The sequence below is a fragment of the Paenibacillus sp. genome (genome assembly GCF_031177825.1).
Taxonomy (GTDB): Bacteria; Bacillota; Bacilli; order Paenibacillales; family YIM-B00363; genus Paenibacillus_AE.
On the sequence record NZ_JAPSKE010000024.1, the window covers coordinates 17523 to 42927 of the forward strand.

The following is a 25405-nucleotide window of genomic DNA, read 5'->3' on the forward strand; positions in this document are numbered from 1 at the left end:
GCGAAGAGAGATGAGAACCTCATCTCTCTTTCTGCTTTATCGGAGGCGCATGAAACCAGGATTTGCCACGTACGTATTGATATGTATTCGATATTCAACCTTAGGAGGCGGCGATATTGTCTTTGTTTAAGAGGCTTCGAGACCTGACCCTATCTAACGTCAATGCGTTGATCGACAAAGCGGAGGATCCGATCAAGCTGACGGATCAATACATTCGGGATATGACGGAGGACTTGGGGGACGCGGAGAAAGCCGTAGCCGCGCAGATCGCCTTGGAGAAGAAGTTCAAGCGGCTCTACGAAGAACAAGTCGAACTCGTAGAGAAGCGCACGCAGCAAGCTCATATGGCGGCGCAAGCGCAGAACGTCGACTTGGCGCGCCGGGCGTTGGAGGAGAAGAAAGCCGCCGAAGGCAAGATGGCCGAATATAAATCCGGCTACGACTTGAATCTGAAGCTGGCCAACGACCTTCGGGCGAAGCTGGAAGAGATGCGCAAGGAATTGACGGAGCTGAAGAACAAGCGCGAGATGCTCGTCGCCCGTTACAACGCGGCGAAGGCGCAGACCGAAATCAATAAAGCGATGAACGGCTTCGGATCCGATTCGGCCGCCGCGGGGCTCAAGCGGATGGAAGAGAAGATGCTTCAGATGGAGGCGCAGGCCGAAGCGAGCAACAGCTTGTACGCTTCTAAGGGCAAGTCGCTCGACGACGAGTTCAAGGAGCTCGGCAAGGATAAGGCCGTCGAAGACGAATTGGCCGCGTTGATGAAGCAATACGAGAACAAGGATAAATAAGCCGAAGCCGACCTACAACCGGATACGAAGTGCGCCTGTATGAGACGAAAGCTGCGATAGCGACATACAGGCGTTTTACATTTAAGGACCGTTCGGGGGGATTTGTTTTGACTTGGATCGATTACGCCCGAATTCCCGTATGGACGGGAATGGGCGCATTGCTCTTATTTTTAATCATGTACCTGGACTCGCTGACGACGCGCTATCAGGACATTCAAGAGATGAAAGCCGGCAACGTGGCGGTAACGACGCGATTCATGATGAAGCTGATCGCGCAAGCGTATATTTTGGGGCAGTCGATCGCCAAGTCCGACGTCATCTGGGAAGCGATCATCATCTCCGTCGTCTCCTTCGTGTTGCTGTTCGTTCTGGAGTGGCTGGCGCGGACTGTCTTGTCGAAACTCACCCATTTCCAATTGGAAGAAGGCATACACGAAGGGAAAATCGCCAACGCGCTCTTCGCGGGTTCGCTTCACCTCGCAGGCGCCTTGATCATCGGAGCGGTCTAATTCCTGAACATAAGGAGCGGCAAGATGAGTGTATTCCGACGTATTAAAAATCTAGTTAGCAAGCCGGCGCCGCCGATGCCGGAGAAGAGCATCCTCACGATCGGGCCGGGCGACGTCTGCGAGGTGTCGCTCGCGACCTATCAGGTCGTCGGACGCACGCAAAATCGACAGCGCAACGCGATCGTCCTCACGCTGCAGGACGGAACGGCGATTCGGTATCTCGCGATCGAGGATCGCGAACGGACGTTGTTCGCCCTGTACGAACCGATCGACGGACGGCTGGATTCCTTCGAAGAAGTGCCGACGACCCTAGAGTTGGACGATCGCGCCTATCACATGGAGGAGCATTATTCCGGTATCATCCAATCGAGCGGGAAGACGCCGTTCCGACAGGGCGGGGAGCAATACGTATGGCAGTACGTATCGGATGACCGAATGCTGCTTCGCATCGAGTGGCAAGACGGAAGGTTCATGCTGTACGAGGGCGAGTCCGTGCTCCCGGCCGACGTTCGCGTGCTGCGCGGCGGGTAAGGAGGGAAATCATTGAAATCGTGGCTGTCCCGGGGGATAAAGCATCTCCTGATTTTGAGTTTGATCGTCCCGGTATTGGCCGGATGCATGCAAAGTTTCGAAGTCGGCGAGACCTATCCGTTGGAGTCGGTCAGCGGTTCGGGGAACGAGACGTCCTACGTGTATCGGGCGGCGGACCGGAACGTCCCGGAGGTCGCGAACGAGCTGGCGGAACGGAAACGGCCGCAGCAGCAATCCGAGGAAGACGCGGAGCGCATGTTCTTGGTCTACGCCGACGAGATCGTTCAAGTGCAGCAAGATCCCGAACAGCCGGAAGATACGCTGATCGAGATCAGCAGCCGAGAGTATGTCCGTCAGAATTACAGCCCGAGCTTCTTGGAAGCTTATATCATCGCTTCCGTCATCGGGGATTTGTTCGACCGCGGGCGATATGCGGGGGGCGACTATAGAGGGTACGGCAGCAAGGGCGCATACGCCCCTAAGCAAACCTATCGCACGCCTACGGTCGACGATAAGAAGATGGCGCCGCCGGTCACTGTGAATCGGTCCGGCAGCATCGTCCGTCGCTCGTCCGACGCGGACGCTTCGGCGTCGAAGAGCGCTGCATCGCCCGGCTCGTCGGCTTCCCCCGGCAAGATCGTGAGGGACGGAAGCGGTTCCTCCAGCGAGAAGAGCAGCGTCCTCACGAAGCCGAAGAAGACGAAGGCGCCGAAGATCAGCAAGCGAACCGGCAAGATCGGCCGGCGACGATGAAGGCGGATACGACCGCTTAAACAAAGAGCGAATCAGACCCGACGGGCCGATTCGCTCTTTTTCCTTCATGATCCGATCGCCGTCGGCGAAAGCCAAGCCCACGCCGGCAGATTCCTCGTTACGCCGAAGGCGAGCGCCGCCGTTACCATCGCGGCCATGACCGCCCGGCTCGTCCGTCGCATCCCCCTTCGATTCGCGAGAAAGTAGACGAAAAGCAAGGGGAGCAGGCCGAACGCCAATGCGTTGTACCGGAACGCCTGAGGCAGATCCCCCTCGAGCAGCGATAAAGCGGCTCTCGTCATGCCGCAGCCCGGGCAATACAACCCCGTCGCTTCGTGGAAGACGCAGGGAATGCCGAGGCCGGTCGCCGGCAGCCAGACCTTCAAGTACAGCAGCCCTCCGGCGGCGGCCAAGGAGCCATGAATCCATCGAGGGCTCCTTGCGACCGTCGCGAACGCCGAGTTAAGCCAGCTTGTTGACATCCGCCTGAACCAGCGCATACGTGACGATCCCGAGGCCGAAAATCGTCAGCACGAGGTAGAGAACCGAATTGTCCGTTCCTGGAATGCCCCGCTGCCGCTGCGCCGACTCGACGAGCTTGCCGGCCTGGTAAGACCAGATAATGCTCCAGATGCCGCAAGTGACGATGCTCAGCAGGAAATGCTTGCCCCCTGTGAAGGAAGGGTCCCCGCTTATCCGCCCGACGTCGTTCGTTAGGACGATAAACCAATAGATTCCGTAAATCCCGCAGGTTACTAGCGTCAGGACGACCGCCAACCCGATACTTCTCTCTTGAACCATTCCGCACCGCCCGCATCATATTTCGCTTCAAACAACATCTTCCGACAACAAATGACAAAAATGCACTATTCATCATAGGAAACAACCGACGGAAATACAAGAGAAAATTATTAATTAACCCTATTTCGGAAGTGGACGATTTATTCATCGGGAATGGGAAGCGGGGCAACCTATGGGAGGAAGGGGAAGAGGCTTGACAATATAACACCTATTGGTGTTATATTAAACGTGAAACCAAAAGGTGTTATAAAAAGAACGGAGGGTATCATTCGCATGCAATCTCAAGATACGATTCCAGACATTCGCAAGACCGTCGTCCTCAACGTCCCGATCGAGAAGGCGTGGAAGGCGATCGCCACCTCGGAGGGAATCGCCGGCTGGTGGATGCCCAATACGTTCGAGCCGGTCGTCGGGAAGGACTTCATTCTTCACGCGGGCCCGTTCGGCGATTCGCACTGCAAGGTGACGGAGATCGAGCCTCCGCATCGCGTCGGCTTCGATTGGGGTGCGGAATGGCATCTGACGTTCGAGTTGAAAGAAGTCGACGGCAAGACGGAATTCACCTTGATCCACTCCGGCTGGGATCCGGCGAAGACGACGGAATTCGGACAGCCGCACGCGGTCGTTCGCGGCATCATGGACAACGGCTGGGAGAAGATCGTCGCCGAGGCGCTGCCCGCTTACGTCGAGGCGTAAGATGCCGGTTGCGGAAGCTAGGTACGACGTATTTCAGGCGGTCGCCGATTCGACGCGACGGAGCATGCTAACGCTGCTCGCGGAGACGGATACGGAACTGCCCATCTCGCGCATCGCGGAGCACTTCCCGATCAGCCGAACGGCCGTCAACAAGCATCTGCATGTCCTTACGGAAGCGGGCCTCGTCAGCAACCGGAAGGTCGGACGGGAGACCCGATATAAGCTGCGGCCGGATCCGCTGCGCGACCTTCAACGATGGCTGACGTACTTCGATCGCTATTGGGACAATAAGCTGATTGCGTTGAAGGCGTTCGTCGAGGAGGACGATTCGGAACGGGTCGAAGGATAAGAATGAAAGAGAAGAACCTCCCGTCTCGATCGGACGGGAGGTTCTTCTCTTGGTTCGGATGCCGCTTACGGCAGTACGTTCCCAGCGGCGCGGTAGATGTCGTACCACTCCTGGCGGGTCAACGTGATTTCGGCGGCCTTGAGGCAATCCCGCAGACGGTCGAGATTCATCGTGCCGAGCACCGGCTGCATGCGCGCCGGATGGCGAAGCAGCCACGCGATGGCGATCGTCGTATTGGTTACGCCGTACGCCGCCGCGACCTCGTCGATCTTCCGATTCAGCTCCGGGAACTTCTCGTTGCCGAGGAAGACGCCCTCGAAGAAGCCGTATTGGAACGGGGACCACGGCTGAATGGTGATGTCGTTCAGCCGGCAGAAGTCGAGCACGCTGCCGTCGCGGTTGACGGCGGCCTCATTTTCCATATTGACGTTGATTCCGCTCGAGATCATCGTAGCGTTGGTGATGCTGAGCTGCAGTTGGTTCGCGACGATCGGCTGCTTCACGAATTTCCGAAGCAGCTGGATTTGCATCGGGTTTTGGTTCGAGACGCCGAAGTGGCGCACCTTGCCCGAGCGCTCCAGCGTATCGAACGCCTCGGCGACTTCCTCCGGCTCGACCAGCGCGTCCGGACGATGCAGCAGCAGGACGTCCAAATAATCGGTCTTCAGTCGCTTCAAGATGCCGTCCACCGAATCCAAGATGTGCTCCTTGGAGAAGTCGAACATCCCCTTGCGGATGCCGCACTTCGATTGCAGGATCATCTCTTCGCGCACCGAAGCGTTCATTCCGATCGCGTCGGCGAACAGCTCCTCGCAAGCGCCCCCTCCGTAGATGTCCGCATGATCGAAGAAGTTCGCCCCTTCCTCCATCGCCGTTCGCACGAAGCGTTCCGCTCCGGTCTTGTCGAGGGACGTAATGCGCATGCAGCCGACGGCGACGACCGGCACCTGTAACGAGCTCTGTCCTAACGGAATCGTTCTCATGGGTTGAAATCCATCTCCTCTTTGATACAAAAATCCGTTGCTTCTTCGATTGTGACACAGACGGACAGGCGTGACAACCGAACCGGCCGCCGGAAGGAACCGGAGCCGCGATGGAGAATACATAATGCTAGAAAATCGTTCCGTCGTTCGGCTGAAACGGGATATTTTGCTCGGATGGAAGGCATATTTACAATCGTAACCATTTTTTGAGTCGTTGGGGGAGGGGCTTCGATGGAAAAGCGGGCCTTCGGGAACACCGGCGCGTCGTTCCCGATTCTAAGCTTCGGCGCGCAGCGGATCGTCGACGATCACGGCTGCGCGGAGGAAGAGGCGGTCCGGATCGTGAACCGGGCGATCGACGAAGGGATCACTTATTTCGACACGGCGCCGATCTACTCCGACGGGCAGTCGGAGGAGCGGCTCGGGAAGTCGTTCGGGGCGCGCAGAGACCAGGTGTGGATCGCCACGAAGACGATCGACCGGACGAGGGACGGCTCGTGGCGGTCCCTCGAGGGCAGCCTCAAGCGGCTGCGGACGGACCATGTCGAGGAGTGGCGGCTGCACGACGTGCGGACGATGGAGCAGCTAGACGCCTGCTTCGCGAGGGACGGCGCGCTGCAAGCGCTCCTCGAGGCCAAGGAGCAGGGCGTCATCAAGCGAATTAGCATTAGCGGACACACGAATCCGAGCGTACAGCTCGAGGCGATCGAGCGGTTTCCGTTCGACAGCGCGCTGGTCGCGCTCTCCGCGGCGGATCAGTTCATCTACAGCTTCGCGCACGAGTTCGTCCCGAGAGCGAACGAGAAGGGCGTCGCGGTCGTAGGCATGAAGGTGCTCGGCCTCGGCCGGCTGGCGCAGTGGTACGAGCAAGCGCTGCGATATACGTGGTCGCTGCCGATCGCTACGGCGATTATCGGGATGGAGTCGATGGAGCAGCTGGAAAACAATCTGGCGGTCGCGCGAAGCTTCCGTCCGATGACCGAGATCGAACGGCTGGAGTTTGCGAAGGAGATCATCCCGATGGCGAATCCGGACGTCCTGCGGTGGAAGGCGAAGGATTGGAGCAATGCGGAAGAATGGGCGGAACGGGCGTAAACCCGGTTCGCCCCTCTCCTACACGATACGGAGGTGCGGGTTTATGAAAGCGCTATTTATCGGAGGTACGGGAACGATCAGCTCGGCGATTACGAGACAGCTGGCGGAGCAAGGGCACGAGTTGTATGTGATCAATCGTGGCCGTCGGAACGATCGGCTGCCGGACGGCGTGCGCGCGCTGACGGCCGATATCCACGACGAAGCGCAGGTTGCGGGCTTGATCGACGGCATGCGGTTCGACGTCGTGGCCGACTTCATCGCCTTCGAGCCGGCGCAGCTGGAGCGGGACTACCGTTTGTTCGCCGGAAAGACGAAGCAGTTCATGTTCATCAGCTCGGCCTCGGCGTATCAGACGCCGTTGTCCGACTACCGGATTACCGAAGGCACGCCCTTATCCAATCCTTATTGGCTGTATTCCCGCAACAAGATCGCCTGCGAAGAATATCTCGTCCGGATGTACCGCGAACACGGCTTCCCGATCACGATCGTCCGGCCGAGCCATACGTACGACGAGCGCTCCATTCCGCTCGGCGTTCACGGGCGCAAGGGGACTTGGCAGGTCGCCAAGCGGATGCTGGAGAACAAGCCGGTCATCATCCACGGGGACGGGACGTCGCTGTGGACGATGACGCATAACAGCGATTTCGCGAAGGGCTTCATCGGCCTGATGGACAACATTCACGCGATCGGGGAGTCGGTTCACATTACGTCGGACGAGACGGTGACGTGGAATCAAATTTACGAGATTATCGCAGACAGTCTCGGCGTCGAGCTTCGCGCGGTGCACGTGGCGTCCGAGTTTCTCGCGGCGTGCAGCGACATCGATTATCGAGGCGGCTTGCTCGGCGACAAGGCGAACTCGGTCGTGTTCGACAACGCGAAGCTAAAGCGGCTCGTGCCGGACTTCGTAGCGACGACGCGGCTCGATCAAGGGCTGAAGGCGACGATTCGGAACATCTTGGCGCATCCGGAGCTGCAGCAGGAAGACCCGGAATTCGACGCGTGGTGCGATCGCGTCGTCGGGGCGATGGAAGCGGCCGCCAGAGCGGTGAAGGAAGGATGACGGAAACGATTGGGCGCTTATAAGAAGCCGATTGAATTGCAGGCGAACATCGAGCGGATGGAGCTCGAGCTGACGAAATGGAACGCCGAAAGGTCGCTTACGCCGACGAAGCGGCAGGTGGAAGCGACCGACGTCGGGGGTTGCGTTCTGCTCCAGGACCGGACGGACCCGCACTCGATGTACTATAACCGAATCAAAGGGTTCGGCGCCGGCGACGTTCCAAGGCTGCAGGAGATCTTGGCATGGTACCCGGCCAGCGACGCCGCGCCTTGCTTCGACATGACGCCGGACCGTACGGGGCCGGAGGCGAGCCGCGCGTTGGCCGACGCGGGCTTCCTCCCGGCCGAGCAGCTTGCGTTCATGGCGGCGGAGCCGTCCGATGCGGAGGCCGCGACGTCCTTCGACATCCGTCTGGTGACCGAGCGCACGGCGGAGACGTTCATCCGATGGATCGAGGCGTCTTCGCCGGGGCAGCCGATCGCGGACGCGACGGTCGAGCGAACGAAGGGGTACTTCTGGCAGCCGCACTTCCGCAATTACATGATCGAAATCGACGGCAGCCCCGCCGCGATGGCGTCGTTGTTCCTCCATGGCGGCGAGGCGTACCTCGCGAACGACTACACGTTCGAAGCGTACCGGGGGCGAGGCTGCCAGACCGCCTTGATCCGCAGAAGGCTTGCGGACGCCGCTCGCCTCGGCGCGAAGGCCGTCTATACGGACGTCGTCTTCGGTACGCCCAGTCATGCCAATATGGAAAAGGCCGGCTTCCGTACCGCGTTCGTCAATACGTTCTGGTGCAAGGGGTTATAACTCATTAGGATGACGACAGCGCGTTCCGGACGCTGAGAATGTACTTCGCGGTGTCGAGCGGGTTGACGCCGCGGCGGGGGCGCTCCGCCCAAACGTCCGGCGGACACTCCTCGTAGCCGTCGAAGAACGTAGATAACGCGGCGCGGCCCTTGGTCATCGAGCCGAGCTTGACCGCGTATTCGAGCGACGTCGCCACGGGCACGCGGCCGTGGATCGTCATGCGGTCGCCGTGCGGCTCCGGCGCTTCGAACGTCGCGCGCATGAGGACGAGGTCGTTCATCACCTTGCCGCCGAACTCCTCGGGCACGGTCAGCCGGAAGCGAAGCATCGGCTCGAGCAGCTTCGTGCCGATCCGGTTCAGGCCGTCCATGATGCCCATCGGCGTGGCGACGACGAAGTCGAGCGGATGCGTGTGCCAGACGTGGTGCTGTCCTTCGACGAGCGTAATGCGCACGTCGACGACCTCCCACCCGTACAAGCCTTGCTGTAGCGCTTCGGGGACGCGGCGGGCGACCTCGTTCTGGTACTGCGGCAGCAAGTCTTCGGCGCGCACCTGCGCGTCGTATCGCAAGCCCGCCCCTCGAGGCAGCGGCTCCATCTGGAAGCGCAGAATCGCCCAGCACGGCTTCGGCATCGTGTACGCGACGAAGCCTTCTCCGGCGCCGCGGAGCGTCTCCTTATAGATGACGGACGGCTGTCCGAACGTCACGGCGAGGCCGAATCGGCTCTCGAGCAGGCGGGACAAAATTTCGAGCTGGATCGGACCCATCACCTTCAGATGCAGCTCGCGCTCTTCCTGCAGCCATTGCAAGGACAGCAGCGGGTCCTCGTCCGCGAGCTCGTGCAGGGCGGCGATGACGCGCGGGTAGTCGTGTTCGTTCGCCCAATGCACTTGCACGGTAAGAAGCGGGACCGCGAGCTTCGCTTCCTCCGGCACGCCATCCCCGGTGCCGAGCACGTCGCCGATCCGCGCCTGCTGAAGGCCGCAGACGGCCGCGATGTCCCCGGCCGTCAGCACGCCGACGTCCTCCGACTTCTGCCCGTCGACCTTCCGAATTTGCGTCACCTTCTCGTCGGCGCCGAGCGTCAGGTTGCGAACGGGATCGCGGTTGCGGAGGGTACCCTGGTACAACCGGACGTACGCCATGCGTCCCATCGTCTTGTCGCGTTCGATCTTGAAGACGACGCCGGATACGGGAGCCGACGCGTCGCCGCCGGGCTCGGGGAGGTACAGGGCGATGGCTTCCATCAGCTCTCGGATGCCGATCCCCTTGCTCGAGGCGCCGAACAGCACCGGGAACAAGGCGCTTCTCCGGGCGAGCGAACGGAAGGCCGTCCGCCACGACGCCAAGCCGGCATCGGCATCGGGCACGCCCTCCTCGAAATATCGCTCCATCAGCGATTCGCTCGTCTGGGCGACGCTCTCGATCAGCTCCGTTCGGGAGGCGATCGCGCCCGGCTCGCGCTCGGCGGCGTTCCAGAGGTCCCTCGCGCCGTCGAACGTCTCCGCCGCGCCGATGGGTTGCTGCACGGGCGTCGCGAGCGGGGACAGGTGCTTATGGATATCGTTCAGGACGCGAGCCGCGTCGGCGCCGGCGCGGTCCATCTTGTTGACGTAAAGGATCGTCGGGATGCCCAGCTTGCGGAGCGCGTGCCAGATGACTTCGGTCTGGGCCTGCACGCCTTCCACGGCGGAGAGGACGAGAACCGCGCCGTCCATGACGCGGAGCGACCGTTCGACCTCGGAGAGGAAATCGACGTGGCCCGGCGTATCGACGACGTTGACCGAGACGCCGTTCCATTGGAACATCGTCGTCGCCGCCCGCACCGAGATGCCGCGCTCGCGTTCGACGTCCAGCCAATCGGTGGAGGCGGTGCCCCGATCCACGTCGCCCAGCGCGCGGATGCGGCCGCTTTCGTATAAGAGGTGTTCGGTCGTCGTCGTCTTGCCCGCGTCGACGTGGGCGAAGATGCCTACGTTGCGCCGGGACGGCGACGGAGGAGTCGCATTCATTTTCCATAAACCTCCTTGCGTACTTCACCCATTATACCATGTCCCTTCCTTTTCAATTGCGCTTAAGTGTGGTACGGTTGAACTTACGATTTCAAATGGAGAATTAGAGTAGGAGACCTTTAATGAACTTTAAAGCATTGAACATAATCCCCCCGATCCTGCAGGCGCTGGCGAAGGAAAACTACGAGAAGCCGACGCCGATTCAAGAGCAGGCGATTCCCGCCGTGCTGGCCGGCCGCGACGTCTTCGGCTGCGCGCAGACGGGGACGGGGAAGACGGCGGCCTTTTCCGTGCCGATCCTTCAGCTGCTGCATTCGCGCCCGCGGAAGCAGGGGGAACGCCGACGCATTCGCGCGCTCGTCCTGTCGCCGACGCGGGAGCTGGCGATTCAGATCGACGAGAGCATGCAGGCGTACGGCCGGTTCACGGGCCTGAAGAACGTCTCGATCGTCGGAGGGGTATCCCAGAAGCCGCAGGAGCAGGCGCTCGAGCGCGGCGTGGACATTCTGATCGCGACCCCGGGGCGGCTCATCGACTTGATCAACCAGAAGGTGGTCGACCTGCGGCACGTGGAGATTTTGGTGTTGGACGAAGCCGACCGCATGCTCGACATGGGCTTCATCAACGACGTGAAGAAGGTCATCGCGGCGATTCCGGCGAAACGGCAGACGCTGTTCTTCTCGGCGACGGTGCCGCCGGAAATTTCGAAGCTGGCGAACTCGCTGCTCGTGAACCCGGTCAGCGTCGAAGTGACGCCGGTGTCCTCGACGGTGGATCGGATCGAACAATCGTTGTATTTCGTGGATAAGGAAAATAAGCAGAAGCTCCTTACGGACCTGCTGCAGGACCGATCCATCTCGTCCGCGCTCGTGTTTACGCGTACGAAGCACGGCGCCGACCGCGTCGCCAAAGGGCTGACGCGATCGAACATCGCCGCCCAAGCGATCCACGGCGACAAGTCGCAGAACGCGCGGCAGGCGGCTTTGAATAACTTCAAGAACGGCACGACGCGCGTGTTGGTGGCGACGGACATCGCGGCGCGGGGCATCGATATCGAAGAGCTGTCCCACGTCATCAACTTCAACCTGCCGAACATTCCGGAGACGTACGTGCACCGGATCGGCCGGACGGGGCGCGCCGGACATAGCGGCGTGGCGATTTCCTTCTGCGAGCAGGAAGAAATTCCGTATTTGAAAGATATCGAAAAGGTAACGAAAAAAACGATCCCGGTCGTGAAGGATCACCCGTACCCGATGACCGGCGCGATGCCGGCCGCGAAGCCGGAGCCGCAGCGCGGGCAGCAGCCGCGCGGGCAACAACCGCGGGGTCAGCAGCCGAGAGGTCAGCAGCCGCAGGGTCAGCAGCGGGGGCCGCAGTCGCAGCCGTCGCAGCGGGGCGCGGGCTCGTCTTCACCGCGCAGCGGCGGGCAATCGCCGCGACAGGAGCGGCAGGCGTCTTCGCCGAAGCCGTCGGAACCGCGGAGGCAGCCGGTGGCGGCGTCGACCGGCGCGAATCGGTCGCACCGAGGATCGGGCGGAAGATAACGAAGGGGGCGCAGCCATGAAGACGATGTTTCGGTACAACTGGATGGTGCGCGAGGCTTGGTATGCGTGGTGTGAAGGCGTCCCCGAGGAAGAGCTGCTTCGCGAGCGGACGGGCGGCGTCGGCGGTATCCTGCGCACGCTGTTCCATATGGTCGACGTGGAGTGGAGCTGGATTCGCGTCATGCAGGGCGAGCCGGACTTCCAAGAGGATTTCGCCGGATACCGGAGCCTCAAGCGGGTGAAGGAGCTGGACCGACGGTTTCGTCCCGAGGTGGAAGCGTTCGTAGACGCCTGGCACGACGGGTTGGAGCGGCGGCCGTTCCACGATCGCCGCGCGGACGGCACGGTCGTCGTCGACGCTTGGGGCGAAATTATGCGCCATGTCGTCGCGCACCATATCCATCATGCCGGACAGCTGTCGGTATGGGCGCGGGAAGTCGGGAAGGCGCCGGTGTCTCCCAATGTCATCGGGCGGGGCTTGATCGCCCCGGATCTATAAACATGCGAGTCTGGAGCGGACGGAGGCGTTCGCTCTTTTTTCTATGGATAATTCCGATCGTGGCAACCGCCTCGCATCAGGGGTATACTGGGTGGTAACTTATTCGTAAGGGTGGAACCGAGCATGACAACTACGGGAATCCGAAATATTCGATGGATCGCCGGCGACGAGACGGTTTCGGGCAGCGTGCTGGTGCGGGACGGCCGCATCGTCTCCGTGCACGCGGAAGCCGACGCCGTCTGGACGGACGTCGACGAGTTCGTCGACGGGAACGGGCGGCTGCTCATTCCGGGCATGATCGACGTGCACATTCACGGCGCCGAGGGCTTCGATATGATGGACGGCACGACGAAGAGCGTGGAGGTCGTGTCGGAGGCTTGCGCGCGGACCGGCTGCACGTCCTTCCTCGCGACATCCGTCTCGTCCACGTTGGAGGACTTGCTGACGATGATCGACAGCGTCGCGCAGACGGTCGGCCGCGAGCCGGGCGCCCGCATCGTCGGGATGCACATCGAGGGGCCGTATTTGAATGTGAAACGCAAGGGGATGCAGAACGAGAAATATTTGCGCCATCCGGATCGGGACGAGATGGGCCTCATTCTCCAGAAGGCGGGCTCGTTGATCCGCATGGTGACGTTGGCGCCGGAGCTGCCGGGCGGCATGGAGATGATCGGCTACTTGAAGGAGCGGGGCGTCATCCCGGCGCTCGCGCATACGGACGCGACGTACGAGGAAGCGGTCGAGGCGTTCCGCGGCGGCGCGAGTCACGTGACGCATTGCTGCAACGGTATGCGCCCGATCCATCACCGCGATCCGGGCCTGATCTTGGCCGCCTTCGAGGCGGACCACGTCAGCGTGCAGGCGATCGTGGACGACGTGCACCTGCACCCGGCGATGGTTCGCCTCTTGTACCGCGAGAAGGGGCCGGAGAAGATGGTGCTGATCACGGACGCGCTGCAGGCGATGGGCATGGGCGACGGCACGTACACGTTCGGCGGGCACGAAGTGAAGGTGGCGGACGGCGTCGCGACGTTGGCCGACGGCACGCTCGCGTCGAGTACGGTGACGATGAACGAGGCGCTGGCGAAGACGGTGAAAGCGGGCATCCCGCTGCGAGACGCCGTCGCGATGGCGACGCGGACGCCGGCCGACCTGCTCGGCTTGCCGACGAAGGGCCGGATCGAGCCGGGCGCGGACGCGGATCTCGTGTTGTTGGACGAGCGGTTCGAGGTAGAGTGGACGATGGTCGGCGGGAACGTGGTCTATCGCCGAGCATAGAAGGGGGGGCGCCTCGCGAAGGCGTCCTTTTTTGTGGGCTGGGCGGCGGGAAATTCCGCTTAAGCTCAACAATGAGCTTAGTGAGCCCTGTTAGTCGGAAAATACCGCCTATAAGCTCGAATTCGAACTTCCCACGAAAAGCGCCACTCCTTTGATGCGTACTTGGACGAATTCGCTTTGATAAACTCGCGCGCCAAGCGTGAGAGGCCATTTTCGCGCGGGAGTCCTATTTCCTAGGCAATATGCGGGCTCGGAGAGAATAGATATCTGTGGGTGCGATTTCCGTTGCCACTTGTTGGAAATTCGGATATCATTCGAAGATAGTGAATTTGAGGAGGAAGAATATGGAGCCGAACGGACCGCATTTGTTTTTGATAACGGGGATTATGGCAAGCGGCAAGTCGACCGTCGCGCAGCTGATGGCCGAGCGATTCGAACGATCCGTTCATCTTCGCGGGGACGTCTTCCGCAAGATGATCGTGAACGATCGGGTCGAGGCGAAGCCGGACGGCGACGCGGACGGGCTCGCGCAGCTTCGCTTACGGTACCGGCTGGCCGCGCAAGCGGCGGACGCATATCTGGAGGCGGGATTTCACGTCGTCATGCAGGACGTCGTAGTCGGGGCGCTGCTGACGGATTTTCTGTCGTACGTAAACCATCGGCCGTTGCACTTGGTCGTGTTATGCCCCTCCGTCGCCGCCGTCGAAGCGCGGGAGGCCGGCAGAGGGAAGAAGGGGTACGGGATTTGGACGGCGTCCCAGTTGGACGACGTATTACGGACGGAGACGCCGAGGCTAGGGCTGTGGCTCGATTCCACCGAGTGGACGCCGGAGGAGACGGTATCTCGCATTCTCGAGCGCGTGTGGGACGAAGGGTGTATCGACGGCCGCAAATAAATTATTGTAAAGGTATTGACTTGCGGAACTGTAAACATTACTGTAACAGATAGCGGGCCGCCGATCAAAGAGCTCGTCAAACAAGATTTTCTAGAGGATAGGAAGTGGATTCATGGTAAAGCAATATAATACGAAAGCCATCATGGCGTCGCTGCTCATCTGCGGCTTCGTCGGCATGTTCAGCGAGACGGCATTGAACATCGCGATCAGCAATTTAATGGTCGTGTTCGACATCTCGGCCGCGACCGCGCAATGGTTGACGACGGGCTTCCTCCTTACCCTCGGCATTCTCATGCCGATGACAGGGTTGCTGCTGCAATGGTTTACGACGAGACAGCTGTTCGTCGGTTCGCTGGCGAGCTCCATCGTCGGCACCTTGATCGCGGCGCTCGCGGTCAACTTCGAGATGCTGATGGTCGCGCGCGTCCTGCAAGCGGCCGGCATGGGTCTCTTGATTCCGCTCATGTTTAATACGATTCTGGTCGTGTATCCGCCGGAGAAGCGCGGCGCGGCGATGGGCTTCGTCGGCCTCGTCATCATGTTCGCGCCGGCGACCGGACCGACCGTCGCAGGACTCATGATCGAGTATTTAACGTGGCATTACATTTTCTGGCTGTCGCTCCCGGTGTTGATCGTCGGGTTGCTCGTTGGGCTCAAGTATTTGGAAAATGTCACCGAAGTCACGAAGCCGCACATCGACATCCTGTCGGTCGCGCTGTCCACGGTCGGCTTCGGGGGCGTCGTCTTCGGCTTCAGCAAAGCGGGCGAAGGCTCGGAGGGATGGGGCCATCCGGTCGTCGTCGCTTCGATCGCCGTCGGCTTGGTCGCGCTCGCCCTGTTCGTCTTGCGGCAAGTGTTCATGCGCGAACCGATGATGAACATGCGCGTGTTCAAGTATCCGATGTTTATCGTCGGCCTTCTCATGGTGCTCTCCTGCATGATGATCATCTTGTCGAGCATGATCATCCTGCCGATGTACTTGCAGAACGGCATGGCGCTTTCCGCGTTCGCCGCGGGGCTTATGCTGCTGCCGGGCAGCGCGCTGAACGGCTTCCTGTCGCCGTACATGGGCCGGCTGTTCGACAAGTACGGGCCGAAGTGGCTCGTCATCCCGGGCCTCGCGATCGTCGCGGCGGCGCTATGGTTTTTCTCCGGCATCACCCCGACGACGTCGATCGCGTTCATCGTCGCGCTGCACATCGGCCTGATGGTCGGCATCTCCATGGTGTGGATGCCGGCGCAGACGAACGGCCTGAATCAGCTGCCGCCGGAGCTGTACCCGCACGGCACGGCCGTCATGAACACGCTGCAGCAGGTGGCTGGCGCAATCGGCACCGCCGTTGCGATCAGCATTCTGACGCAGGGCATGGAACGCTACCTCGGATCGTCGTCGGCGCCGACCGAAGTCGTCGAAGTCGCGAACGCGATGACGTTCGGTTCGCAGCACGTGTTCTTGTTCGCGATGATCGTGACGCTGGTCGGTCTCGCGATGGCGTTCTTCATCCGCCGCGTTATCGTAAATCATGCGGCGCCGATGCATTCGATGCACTAAGAAGAAGGGGACCTGCGGGTCCTCTTTTTATGTTGGGCGACCCGCTTTCGTAATGTTGCTCTCCTATGCGCGAGGGCTATGAGCGGGCGGGCGTCTGGCTTATACTGCTGTTATGAGGTGATGGCGCATGGAGCGAGAGCTATTCGAGCGCATCTACGCGACGGTCGCGCGGCGGGAGTCGACGTACGACGGCGTATATTATACAGGCGTGAGGACGACGAAGATCGTCTGTCGGCCGTCCTGTCGGGCGAAGACGCCGAAGCCCGAGAACGTGACGTTCTACCCGTCGCTGGAAGCGGCGCTCGCCGCGGGCTTTCGGCCGTGCAAGCGGTGCAAGCCGGAAGAGAACGGCGCTCTGTCGCCGGACGCGGCGATGGCCGCTCAAGCGGACGCCATCTTGGCCGGGCGCTACGCGGATAAGGTGACGCTGGCGGCGCTGGCCGACGAGCTCGCGGTGAGTCCGTACCATCTGCAGCGAACGTATAAGCGAGTGAGGGGCGTCTCTCCGGCGGAGACGGTGGAACGGCTCCGGCGCGAGGAAGCCGAGCGCCGGCTGGCGCGATCCGACGACAGGATCGCCGACATCGCGGCGTCGATCGGATTCGGCACGGCGTCGCATTTCACAGTCTGGTTCGCTCGCGGCACAGGGATGACGCCGACGGCGTATCGGAACGAGCGAAGAACGAGGAGCGAATGACGATGGGAGCGGGAACGACGATCTACCACTATACGCTGCCGGACGCGGAAGCGACCTGGACGCTGCTCGGGAGCGAGCGCGGCGTGTGCGGATTGTTATATAACGAAGAACAATTGGGCGAGGCGCGAACATGGCTGGAGAAGCAGAGACCGGGGGCGCAGCTCCGCGCCGACCGAGGTCCCTTCGAGGCGTTCGGCGCGGCGGATCGGCTGCGCCGCTACTTCGCGGGCGAGCGCGTCGGGTTCGAGGACATCCCGTTGGATCTCATGGGTACGCCGTTCCAACGGGAAGTATGGGCGGCGCTCGCGAACATTCCGTACGGCGAGGTGTGGACGTACGGCCGGCTGGCGGAGGAGATCGGCCGGCCGACGGCGACGCGCGCGGTCGGGGCGGCGAACGGACGGAATCCGCTGCCGGTCATCCTGCCCTGTCACCGCGTCGTGGGGGCGAACGGTACGCTGACCGGCTACCGGGGCGGGCTGACCGTCAAGAAGCGGCTGCTCGCGCTCGAAGGCATCGATCATGTCGAGGACCGCGGCCACGAGCGGTTCCGGTTTTAGTACGATGCTCGCGAGCTGCGCGGTCGTCGCGATCGCGCTGGCCGCCGCGCTTTCGATCGTCGTCGTCAGCTGGAAGAACGGCATCTCGCCGATGCCGGCGTCCGCGCCGGTGCGGCGAGCCGTCGCGGAGGCGGTCGCGCGGCTCGGTCCGACCGGCCGAATCGCGGAGGCGGGCGCGGGATGGGGCACGCTGGCGCTGGCGATCGCGAAGCGCAACCCGGGCCGGACGATCGTCGGCGTCGAAAACTCGCCGGTCCCGTGGATCGCGTCGAAGCTGCTCGCCGTCCTGTCCGGCGTCGGCGGGCGGGTTGCGTTCCGGCGGGGCGATCTATACGAATTCCCCTACGACGAGGTCGACCTCGTCGTCTGCTATTTGTACCCCGGGGCGATGCCGCGTCTAGACGGCGTATGGAAGCGTAGGTTGCGGCCCGGGACGCGCGTCGTCAGCGTAGGCTTCGCCATTCCCGGACGGCGGCCGGAGCGGGTCGTCGTCTGCCGGGACGTCTATGCGACGAAGGTGTACATATACCGCTACGGGATCGACATCGAGCTTGCCGAGTGATACATTAGGTGATAGCTAATAAATTAAGGTATCACCTAATTTTATCGAGGGGGAATATCGATGTTGGAATGGATGCTCCGACAAATCATGGCGCAGCGAGGCATCTGGTCCGGCGCCGAGCTGGCCCGCGTGTTGGAGGAGCGAGCCGGCTACCGGCTGTCGCCGCCTTCGGTCAGCGCGCTGCTGAACGGGCAGCCGAAGCAGATGAAGGCCGACACGTTGGACGCTCTATGTACGGCGCTGGATTGCACGCCGAGCGAGTTATGGGTGCATACGCCTCCTCGGCGTTCCAAGGGGGCTTGAACATGACCGTCCGGACGATATTGCCGTTCGGGGACCCGGCCTTGCGCTCGAAGGCGAAGCCGGTCGGGGACATCGCTCCAAGAATCCTGAAGACGCTCGACGATCTCTCCGATACGCTATACGCGGACGATGGCCGGGCCGGCCTCGCCGCGCCGCAGATCGGCATCCTCCGGCGCCTCGCCGTGCTCGATATGGGGGACGGGCTGATCGAGCTGATCGATCCGCGGATCGTGGAGCGGCAAGGCGCGCAGACCGGATTCGAGGCTTGCCTGTCGTTCCCCGGATTTTTCGGGCAGGTGGAGCGGGCGAGCTACGTGCGGGTCGAGACGACGGATCGCCAGGGGCGACGCGTGACGTTGGAGGCCGAGGGGGACGCGGCCCGCTGCATGCAGCATGAGATCGATCACCTGGACGGCATCCTATTCGTGGATCATGTCCGGGATCGGTGGTTGATTCACGAGAAGACGAAACAGAAGCTCGACGTGATGGACGTCGTGCGAAGAACGTATGCGAAGGACGGACGGTGAGCGGAGGCGCTCGCCGTCTTTTTCGTTAGAAGGAAGAAGGGCGGCGGCCGGCGAATATACAGGAAAAGGAAGCAATGACGAACGGGGGCGGCAGGGCATGTTCGGGAAAGGCAAAAATTCACCGGCGATGTATGCGCTGGGCATGTTGGCGATGATGATTCCAAGCCAGGCGTTCTCTTCGTTCTACAGCTATTATTACGTGGAGAAGCTGGGGCTGGGTCTCGGGCTGGCGACGCTGGCCCGCACGATCTTCCTCGTCTGGGACGCGGCGAATCAGCCGTTGTTCGGGTATTGGTCGGATCGAACCGACACGAAATACGGCCGCAGGCGGCCATGGATCGTAGGCGCGATTCCGCTGTTCATGCTGTCGTTCATTCTGGTGTTCAGCGTGCCGGAGGGGCTGCAGGGGTACGGCTTGTTCACGTGGTTTCTACTCGCCCTGGTGTTCTACGAAGCGGTCGCCACGGTGCTCTGGGTCAATTACGGCGCGCTGTTCCCCGAGCTGTTCCGCGGTCATGCGCTGCGGGCCAAAGCGTCCGCCGTGCAGCAAGGCTTCCAGATCGTCGCGCTGCTGATCGGGACGGCCGCCACGCCGCTATTGTTCGCGGCGATCGGCTTCGACGGCATGTCGATCGTCTATGCGATCGTCTTCGCGGCGTTGATGCTGCTGTTCGTAAGCTCCGTTCGCGAGGACGAGGAAGCGCGCCGGACGCCGCCGCTTCCGTTCAAGGAAGCGTTCCGGGAGACGCTGAAGAACGGCGCGTTCTGGACGTTCAACATCGCGAACTCCTTCGCGCAGACGGTGAACGGCTTGCTGAGCTCGATGATCCCGTTTTACGCCAAATACGTGTTGAAGATCCCGGAAGCGCAAGTCACGATCCTGCTCGCCGCGATGTTCATCTCCGTCATCCCGCTCGTCGGGGTATGGTACCGGCTCGTCCGCAAGATGGATCCGGTGAAGGGCTGGCGGTTGTCCCTTATCGCCTACGGGCTGTCCGTGATCCCGTTGTGGTTCGGCAACTCGCTCGCCACCGGTATCGCGGCGGGCATTCTCGTCGGGTTCGGGCTCGCCGGATTTTTCGTGACGCCGCCGATCGTCTCCGGCATGATCATCGATCGGGACTACGAGAAGACCGGACGTCGCCGCGAAGGAATCTACACGGCCGTGAGCGGCTTCATCACGCGCTCCAGCGGCCTGATCTCCGCCTTGGCGTTCCTCGTGGTCGGCATCCTCTTCGGGTACGAGAGCGGCGACAATCCGGGACCGAATCCGGAGGCGACGTTCCGGACGCTGATCAGCATCGTGCCGCTCGGACTGATCGCGATCTCGGTCGCCGTGTCGTTCTTCGTCAAGCTCGAGAAGGGGGAGCCGGCGGGAGAGAGGTAAGGGAATACAAAACGAAGAGACACCTGCGGAAACCGTCCGAGGTGTCTCTTCTTATTCGCCGCGCCTCCGCTCGATGAAGACGTGGAGATCCGTATCCGCCTTGCTCTGATTGCATAGGTTGCAAGCGCACACGCAGTTGACCGGCGTCGTATGTCCGCCCTTGGCCCGCGGGAGCAGATGGTCGATCGTGTCGCCGGGCTCTCCGCAGAAAAAGCAGGTGTACCGGTCCCGGTCCAAAATGTAACGCCGGAACGCCTTATTGCTGTAGATGCGGCGGATCGTATGCCGATTGACGACGACGGCGGCGTGCTCCTTGACGAGCGTGACCGCCGTCTCGAGGTCGGTCTCTTGGTACCAGCGCCGGCCTTTATCCGTCTTGCCGCGCATGCCGACGAGCCCTTGGCGGTTGACGCGAAGCACCGAGACGTCCGGGCCCTCGGGCCGCGGCGTCGGCGCGGGCAGCGGCGGCCGCCGCCACGAGGGCTTCTTAGGCTGCTGCTTCGCGGGATCCGCCGGGGGCGGGGGGGCCGCCGCGCGAGAAGGCGCCGGCTGCGGCTCCGCGGCGGGCAAGAGCTTCGTCTTGCGCTCGATCCGGCACGCGCGGCACGGTCCCCGTCTGGCGTTCTTACCGGCCCGACGGCCCGTGCGTCGCAGAAAGTCGGCGGCGGGCTTCGACGTTTGGCAATAGGCGCATATTTTGAATCGCTGTTCCGGAACGTCAGTCATGGTTCGCCGCCTCCTGTTCGTCGATTGAATTTCAGATGAATCCTATTATAACGCAAATCGGAGGCCAACCGTAACGGAAGGATAAGGGTTATGGTATACTGATCTCCAAATTCATCCAATTTCATAAGGGGTGCATGTCCATGTCCGCGTATGTATTCGAGCAATTGGCGTTCGTTCGAGATCAGACGGTGAAGGCGCTGCAGGACGTATCGGAGGAACAGGCGACCGCGGTTCCGGCGGGATTCCGCAATTCGATTCTTTGGCAGGCCGGCCATATTTACCTCGTGCAGGAGCGGTTCGCCTTCACGGTGCAAGGGAAGGAGGCCGCCATTCCCGACGGGTTCGCCGCCTGGTTCGGCCCCGGCTCGTCGCCCGCCTCGTGGGTCGATCGTCCGCCCGCGCTGGCCGAGTTGACGGAGATGCTTCGCGACCAGCCGAAACGGGTCGCAGAAGCGTGGGACGGGCGGCTGCACGAAGGCGCGCCGAAGCCGTATACGACGTCGACGGGCATCACGCTTACGGCTACGGATGCGTTCCTGAATTTTACATTGTACCACGAGGGCATGCACTTTCAAGCGATCAAGATGTATAAGGCGATGTCGGCGCGAGAGTAACTGCGGAAAATCCGATTAGCGGCGCGAGGAATGGGCATATTTCAATATAGAATATGTTTGTGACTCCGTTACGAAGGGCGGGGATGGCGTGGCCGTCGTCGCGTTGCTCGCGGTATCGATTCTTGCTTTCTTGTCGTTCGTCGTGAAGACGAAGCGCCTGCCGGCGCTGGCGCTCGTGCTGTGCTGGATGGTCGCGGTGTTCGTGAAGGACGCGATGTTCAACGTGGCGTTCCTCAACCTGAAGCTCGTGGATGTGCCGCCCACGCTTCAAGCGCTCTACCTGCGCATGCTCAACTTATATTTCGTTACTCCGCTTATCGTCGTATGGGCGATCGACGCGGTCGCCGACTGCGTTCGGCCGCTACGGAAGGCGTCCGCCGCGGCGTTCGCCGTAGCGGCTCTGCTCGGGGTCGACTTCGCCATGGTCGCCATAGGCGCCTGGAAGCCTTCCGACGGCTGGCCGAGCTGGCTGGCGTTCGCGGAAGCGGTGTTCGTCTATGCGACCGCGCGAATGCTCACGGGGAGCTTCCGAGGCTTGCTGCGGAAGGAGGGCGTCGTCCGGTGATCAAGCTGTTCCACGATTTCGATCAGAACGAGTGGTTTATTCTGATCAACCTCGTCATCGCATATACGACCATTCTCCGTCTGCCGCGATTATTCCCAAAGTCGATCGCGCTCTTGATCGGGCTCTTCAGTATCAGCCTGGCCAAGGGCGCCGACCATACGTTGGGCGTAGCCCCCTTGGATTATTACGACACGAACGAAATCCCGGTGTTCGATATTACCGATTTCGCGACCTGGTTTCTGTATCCGGCAGCGGGCTATCTATACATATACTTCTACCATAGGCTGAGGATCGCAGGGCCGGCGATACCGGTCTACGTGCTGTTCGGCTCGGCCTTGGGCTTGGGTTTCGAGCTGCTCAGCGTGAAGTTACATGTGTTTACCTACAAGGATTGGACGCCCGGCTACTCCTTCCTCGTATATTTGCTGGCGCAGAGCGCGACGATCTTGTTTTTCACGCTGACGAAGCATTGGTTTTTCAAGGGGAGAACCGGCCGGTAGGAGTTTTCAATTCCCGTTTCGTGTTCTATTATTAAGGGAATGAGTCGTATTACCCATGCCTAACACGAAACGGAGTAGGTATTTCATGAGGTACCGCAGTATGATCGGTCCGATCGCCGTGATGTTGGCATCGTACGGAGCATTCGCATGGTTGCGGGGAACGCCGTTCGACTTGTCGCTTAGCGCCCCGAGCGGCCATTTCTATGTCGTCAGCGTCGTATCGCTGCTTGCCGCAGGCATCGCGTTCGCGGTCGGCATCGCGGGCGCACGGCTGCGGAATACGAAGGTGACGTTCTTGTCGCTGGCGTTCTTATCGCTGGCCGTCATCTTCTCCGTCCATGGCTTGTCCACTCCGCACTTTCTGATTCACCCTTCGCAGCTGCCCAGCATCAGCAGTCCGCTCAGCTTGATCTTCGCGACGTTCTGGCTGTTTATGTCCTCGCTGTCGGCGGACCATCCGTGGGTGCAATATTTTTCCCGCCGGCAGGCGTCGCTGCTGCCGTCGTGGACGGTCGGCTTGATCGGCGTAGGAATGCTGTTGATGCTCCGGCCGGAGCTCGTGGCGTTCATTCCGCTCACCGCCGAGCCCGTGAACTGGAGCGTGGCGAGCGCAACGGTGCTGCTCCTCGGGACCGTCATGGTTCGATACTATCGTTCGTATTTATATTCCCGGTTTCCGCTGCAGCTCGCGATCGTATACAGCTCGGCGCTCATCATCGTCAGTCAATTGATTATGGTGCAGGGAGAACTCTGGCGCGCTAGTTGGTGGTTATACCACTTCCTTCTGCTCGCATCGATGATTTCGATGCTCGTCGGGCTTGTGAAGCAATACAGCGGCAGCGGCTCGTTAACGAGCGCGTTCCGCGCGCTGTATACGACCGATGCGGTCGAACGGGTGACGAGCGCCATCTCGCCCAGCATCAAGGCGTTCATGATCGCCACGGAGAAGAAGGATCCTTATACGGCCGGCCATAATTTGCGGGTAACCTTGTATGCGCTTAAGTTAGGCGAAGAGATGGGGCTTCGCCCGGATCGGCAACGTGCTTTGGCGCAGGGCACGATCATCCACGACGTCGGGAAGATCGAGGTGCCCGACGCGATTCTGAACAAGCCCGGACGTCTGACGGACGAGGAACGCGCCGTCATCGAGCTGCATCCCGTCAAGGGCTACGAGATGTGCCGGGAGCTCGGCTTCATGAAGGACGAGCTGGAGATTATCCGTTGGCATCACGAACGTTGGGACGGCCGAGGGTATCCGGATCGGCTGGCGGGCGAGCGCATTCCGCTGCTGGCGCGCATCGTGGCGGTCGCGGACGTGTACGACGCGCTGACGTCGCACCGCGCGTACCGCAAGGCGATGACGCACGAGGCGGCCATGGCCATTCTCGCGGAGCAGCGGGGCAGCCACTTCGACCCGGCTTGCGTCGACGCTTGGACGCGGCTTTGCGAACGGGAGCGCGCGTCGTTCCCGATCCCGTCGGAAGGCGAGCGGGAGGCGACGGCGGCGTTGTCGGGCTTGTCGCCGGCGTAAGCATAGCAGTACATAACGATAGGGCCGCGGATCGCACCGATGGGTGCGGACCGCGGCCCGTTTTCCGTATTATAACGACTTCCGGTAGATCGCTAGCACGTCTTCGCGCTGCAGCTTCTTGAACTGTCCGAACGGTCCGTTCGCCATCGCCTTGTCGGCCATCGCCTCCAACTGCTCTTCGCCGATGCCGTAATCCGCGAGGCGGCTCGGCGCGCCGATGGACGTCCAGAACGCCCGCAGGGCGCGAATGCCTTCCAACGCGGTCTCGCGATCGCTCCGCCCCGACGGCTCGACCCCGAAGACGTTGACGGCCATCCGCTTGAACCGACCGACGTTCTCGTCCAACACGTGCTCCATCCAATGCGGGAACAGAATCGCGAGGCCGCCGCCGTGCGGAATGTCGTATACGGCGCTCACCGCATGCTCGATGTTGTGCGTGGCCCAGTCCCCCTGCACGCCCATCGACAGCGTTCCGTTCAGCGCCATCGTACCGCTGTAGAGAATCGTCTCGCGATGCTCGTACGATTCCAAGTCGGCAAGCAGCTTCGGGGCCGTCTCGACGACCGTGCGCAAAATCGTCTCCGCGAAGCCTTCTTGGACGGGCGCGTTCGTCGTGTGGCTGATGTATTGCTCGAACACGTGCGACATGATGTCCACCATGCCGTAGACGGTCTGGTCCCGAGGCACCGTGAACGTGAAGCTCGGGTCGAGAATCGAAAACTTCGGGAACGTATGCGGGCTGCCCCAGCCGACCTTCTCCTTCGTCTCCCAATTCGTAATGACGGAACCGGAGTTCATCTCCGAGCCGGTCGCGGCGAGCGTCAGCACCGTACCGAAAGGCAGCGCTTCGTCGGCCGTCGCCTTCCGCGTAATGACGTCCCAGACGTCGAAGTCGTTCTTGGCGCCGACCGCGATCGCTTTCACGCAGTCGATGACGCTGCCGCCCCCGACGGCGAGAATGAAATCGATGCTTTCCTTCTTACAGATCTCGACGCCTCTATGTACGGTCGACAGCCGCGGATTCGGCTCGACGCCCGCAAGCTCGCTGACGGCGGCGCCGGCGGCCGACAACTCCCGCATGACTTGATCGTATAGTCCGTTCTTCTTGATGCTGCCGCCGCCGTAGACGAGCAGCACGTTCTTGCCGTACGCCGGCGCGAGTTTCCGGAGCGTCTCCAGCATGCCGCGGCCGAAATACAGCTGCGTGGGATTGTGGTACCGGAACGGGATCATGGAATCGTGCTCCTCTCCATCTTGGAAACTTTA

30 protein-coding genes are annotated in these 25405 nt (G+C 61.5%); 24 read left to right on the forward strand and 6 right to left on the reverse strand.

The window, feature by feature from the left end:
• Positions 1–116: 116 nt before the first annotated feature.
• The 4 genes from RIN49_RS21860 to RIN49_RS21875 all read left to right on the forward strand — a co-directional run bounded on the left by RIN49_RS21860 (position 117) and on the right by RIN49_RS21875 (position 2587).
• Positions 117–794: a PspA/IM30 family protein gene (locus tag RIN49_RS21860; protein WP_309122274.1), complete on the forward strand. Its 678-nt coding sequence runs from the start codon at positions 117–119 to the stop codon at positions 792–794.
• 107 nt (positions 795–901) lie between these two features.
• Positions 902–1303, forward strand: coding sequence for a DUF350 domain-containing protein (locus RIN49_RS21865; protein ID WP_309122275.1), 402 nt, complete (start codon positions 902–904; stop codon positions 1301–1303).
• 24 nt (positions 1304–1327) lie between these two features.
• Positions 1328–1834, forward strand: a complete 507-nt coding sequence (locus tag RIN49_RS21870; protein ID WP_309122276.1) for a DUF4178 domain-containing protein — start codon at positions 1328–1330, stop codon at positions 1832–1834.
• Between the two features lie 12 nt (positions 1835–1846).
• Positions 1847–2587: a DUF4247 domain-containing protein gene (locus RIN49_RS21875; RefSeq protein WP_309122277.1), complete on the forward strand. Its 741-nt coding sequence runs from the start codon at positions 1847–1849 to the stop codon at positions 2585–2587.
• A gap of 65 nt (positions 2588–2652) precedes the next feature.
• Here RIN49_RS21875 and RIN49_RS21880 read toward each other — a convergent pair whose 3' ends face one another.
• Together RIN49_RS21880 and RIN49_RS21885 are read right to left on the reverse strand one after the other, a co-directional pair.
• On the reverse strand, positions 2653–3069 hold the full coding sequence (locus tag RIN49_RS21880) for a DUF2752 domain-containing protein (RefSeq protein WP_309122278.1): 417 nt from the start codon (positions 3067–3069) through the stop codon (positions 2653–2655).
• Complete coding sequence (locus RIN49_RS21885) at positions 3050–3388, reverse strand: DUF4234 domain-containing protein (RefSeq protein WP_309122279.1); 339 nt, start codon at positions 3386–3388, stop codon at positions 3050–3052. Before RIN49_RS21885 ends, RIN49_RS21880 begins: the two co-directional genes overlap by 20 nt.
• A gap of 273 nt (positions 3389–3661) precedes the next feature.
• Between RIN49_RS21885 and RIN49_RS21890 the strand changes: the two genes are divergently transcribed.
• Together RIN49_RS21890 and RIN49_RS21895 are read left to right on the forward strand one after the other, a co-directional pair.
• The gene (locus RIN49_RS21890; RefSeq protein ID WP_309122280.1) at positions 3662–4084 is read left to right on the forward strand and encodes an SRPBCC family protein; all 423 of its coding nucleotides are present in this window, start codon (positions 3662–3664) and stop codon (positions 4082–4084) included.
• Position 4085: 1 nt separating this feature from the next.
• A complete protein-coding gene (locus tag RIN49_RS21895) occupies positions 4086–4433 on the forward strand; it encodes an ArsR/SmtB family transcription factor (protein WP_309122281.1) in 348 nt (115 codons plus the stop codon).
• 65 nt (positions 4434–4498) lie between these two features.
• Here RIN49_RS21895 and RIN49_RS21900 read toward each other — a convergent pair whose 3' ends face one another.
• Positions 4499–5416 carry an aldo/keto reductase gene (locus RIN49_RS21900; protein ID WP_309122282.1) on the reverse strand — a complete coding sequence of 306 codons (918 nt, stop codon included), beginning with the start codon at positions 5414–5416 and terminating at the stop codon, positions 4499–4501.
• A gap of 231 nt (positions 5417–5647) precedes the next feature.
• Here RIN49_RS21900 and RIN49_RS21905 point away from each other — a divergent pair, with 231 nt between their 5' ends.
• Genes RIN49_RS21905 through RIN49_RS21915 form a run of 3 tightly spaced genes read left to right on the forward strand, consistent with a single transcriptional unit; the run spans position 5648 to position 8384 of the window.
• Positions 5648–6511, forward strand: a complete 864-nt coding sequence (locus RIN49_RS21905; protein ID WP_309122283.1) for an aldo/keto reductase — start codon at positions 5648–5650, stop codon at positions 6509–6511.
• Positions 6512–6554: 43 nt separating this feature from the next.
• Positions 6555–7574 (forward strand): SDR family oxidoreductase, encoded by a 1020-nt coding sequence (locus RIN49_RS21910; RefSeq protein ID WP_309122284.1) that lies wholly within the window; start codon positions 6555–6557, stop codon positions 7572–7574.
• A gap of 9 nt (positions 7575–7583) precedes the next feature.
• Positions 7584–8384, forward strand: coding sequence for a GNAT family N-acetyltransferase (locus RIN49_RS21915; protein ID WP_309122285.1), 801 nt, complete (start codon positions 7584–7586; stop codon positions 8382–8384).
• Between the two features lie 4 nt (positions 8385–8388).
• Here RIN49_RS21915 and RIN49_RS21920 read toward each other — a convergent pair whose 3' ends face one another.
• Positions 8389–10398 (reverse strand): TetM/TetW/TetO/TetS family tetracycline resistance ribosomal protection protein, encoded by a 2010-nt coding sequence (locus RIN49_RS21920; RefSeq protein WP_309122286.1) that lies wholly within the window; start codon positions 10396–10398, stop codon positions 8389–8391.
• A gap of 122 nt (positions 10399–10520) precedes the next feature.
• Between RIN49_RS21920 and RIN49_RS21925 the strand changes: the two genes are divergently transcribed.
• The 11 genes from RIN49_RS21925 to RIN49_RS21975 all read left to right on the forward strand — a co-directional run bounded on the left by RIN49_RS21925 (position 10521) and on the right by RIN49_RS21975 (position 20203).
• Positions 10521–11942, forward strand: coding sequence for a DEAD/DEAH box helicase (locus RIN49_RS21925; protein ID WP_309122287.1), 1422 nt, complete (start codon positions 10521–10523; stop codon positions 11940–11942).
• A gap of 16 nt (positions 11943–11958) precedes the next feature.
• A complete protein-coding gene (locus RIN49_RS21930) occupies positions 11959–12441 on the forward strand; it encodes a DinB family protein (protein ID WP_309122288.1) in 483 nt (160 codons plus the stop codon).
• Positions 12442–12564: 123 nt separating this feature from the next.
• Entirely contained in the window at positions 12565–13719 is a 1155-nt protein-coding gene (gene nagA, locus RIN49_RS21935) for an N-acetylglucosamine-6-phosphate deacetylase (protein WP_309122289.1), read from the forward strand.
• Positions 13720–14063: 344 nt separating this feature from the next.
• Complete coding sequence (locus RIN49_RS21940; protein ID WP_309122290.1) at positions 14064–14615, forward strand: phosphotransferase-like protein; 552 nt, start codon at positions 14064–14066, stop codon at positions 14613–14615.
• 112 nt (positions 14616–14727) lie between these two features.
• Positions 14728–16167 (forward strand): DHA2 family efflux MFS transporter permease subunit, encoded by a 1440-nt coding sequence (locus RIN49_RS21945; protein ID WP_309122291.1) that lies wholly within the window; start codon positions 14728–14730, stop codon positions 16165–16167.
• Positions 16168–16294: 127 nt separating this feature from the next.
• Positions 16295–16864 (forward strand): Ada metal-binding domain-containing protein, encoded by a 570-nt coding sequence (locus RIN49_RS21950; protein WP_309122292.1) that lies wholly within the window; start codon positions 16295–16297, stop codon positions 16862–16864.
• A gap of 2 nt (positions 16865–16866) precedes the next feature.
• Positions 16867–17424, forward strand: a complete 558-nt coding sequence (locus RIN49_RS21955; RefSeq protein ID WP_309122293.1) for a methylated-DNA--[protein]-cysteine S-methyltransferase — start codon at positions 16867–16869, stop codon at positions 17422–17424.
• Positions 17387–17986: an SAM-dependent methyltransferase gene (locus RIN49_RS21960; protein ID WP_309122294.1), complete on the forward strand. Its 600-nt coding sequence runs from the start codon at positions 17387–17389 to the stop codon at positions 17984–17986. Before RIN49_RS21955 ends, RIN49_RS21960 begins: the two co-directional genes overlap by 38 nt.
• A gap of 60 nt (positions 17987–18046) precedes the next feature.
• Complete coding sequence (locus tag RIN49_RS21965) at positions 18047–18289, forward strand: helix-turn-helix domain-containing protein (protein WP_309122295.1); 243 nt, start codon at positions 18047–18049, stop codon at positions 18287–18289.
• A 2-nt stretch (positions 18290–18291) separates the two neighbouring features.
• Positions 18292–18816, forward strand: coding sequence for a peptide deformylase (def, locus tag RIN49_RS21970; RefSeq protein ID WP_309122296.1), 525 nt, complete (start codon positions 18292–18294; stop codon positions 18814–18816).
• A gap of 97 nt (positions 18817–18913) precedes the next feature.
• A complete protein-coding gene (locus RIN49_RS21975) occupies positions 18914–20203 on the forward strand; it encodes an MFS transporter (protein WP_309122297.1) in 1290 nt (429 codons plus the stop codon).
• Positions 20204–20254: 51 nt separating this feature from the next.
• Here RIN49_RS21975 and RIN49_RS21980 read toward each other — a convergent pair whose 3' ends face one another.
• Positions 20255–20929: an HNH endonuclease gene (locus RIN49_RS21980; protein ID WP_309122298.1), complete on the reverse strand. Its 675-nt coding sequence runs from the start codon at positions 20927–20929 to the stop codon at positions 20255–20257.
• 140 nt (positions 20930–21069) lie between these two features.
• Here RIN49_RS21980 and RIN49_RS21985 point away from each other — a divergent pair, with 140 nt between their 5' ends.
• The 4 genes from RIN49_RS21985 (at position 21070) to RIN49_RS22000 (ending at position 24139) form a co-directional block, all read left to right on the forward strand.
• On the forward strand, positions 21070–21543 hold the full coding sequence (locus tag RIN49_RS21985; RefSeq protein ID WP_309122299.1) for a DinB family protein: 474 nt from the start codon (positions 21070–21072) through the stop codon (positions 21541–21543).
• Positions 21544–21631: 88 nt separating this feature from the next.
• Positions 21632–22108, forward strand: coding sequence for a hypothetical protein (locus RIN49_RS21990; protein ID WP_309122300.1), 477 nt, complete (start codon positions 21632–21634; stop codon positions 22106–22108).
• Positions 22105–22608 carry a hypothetical protein gene (locus RIN49_RS21995; protein WP_309122301.1) on the forward strand — a complete coding sequence of 168 codons (504 nt, stop codon included), beginning with the start codon at positions 22105–22107 and terminating at the stop codon, positions 22606–22608. Before RIN49_RS21990 ends, RIN49_RS21995 begins: the two co-directional genes overlap by 4 nt.
• A gap of 85 nt (positions 22609–22693) precedes the next feature.
• Positions 22694–24139, forward strand: coding sequence for an HD-GYP domain-containing protein (locus tag RIN49_RS22000; RefSeq protein WP_309122302.1), 1446 nt, complete (start codon positions 22694–22696; stop codon positions 24137–24139).
• Between the two features lie 69 nt (positions 24140–24208).
• On the opposite strand, the gene RIN49_RS22005 is transcribed toward RIN49_RS22000, so the two are convergent.
• Complete coding sequence (locus RIN49_RS22005; RefSeq protein ID WP_309122303.1) at positions 24209–25372, reverse strand: iron-containing alcohol dehydrogenase; 1164 nt, start codon at positions 25370–25372, stop codon at positions 24209–24211.
• Between the last annotated feature and the right edge of the window lie 33 nt (positions 25373–25405).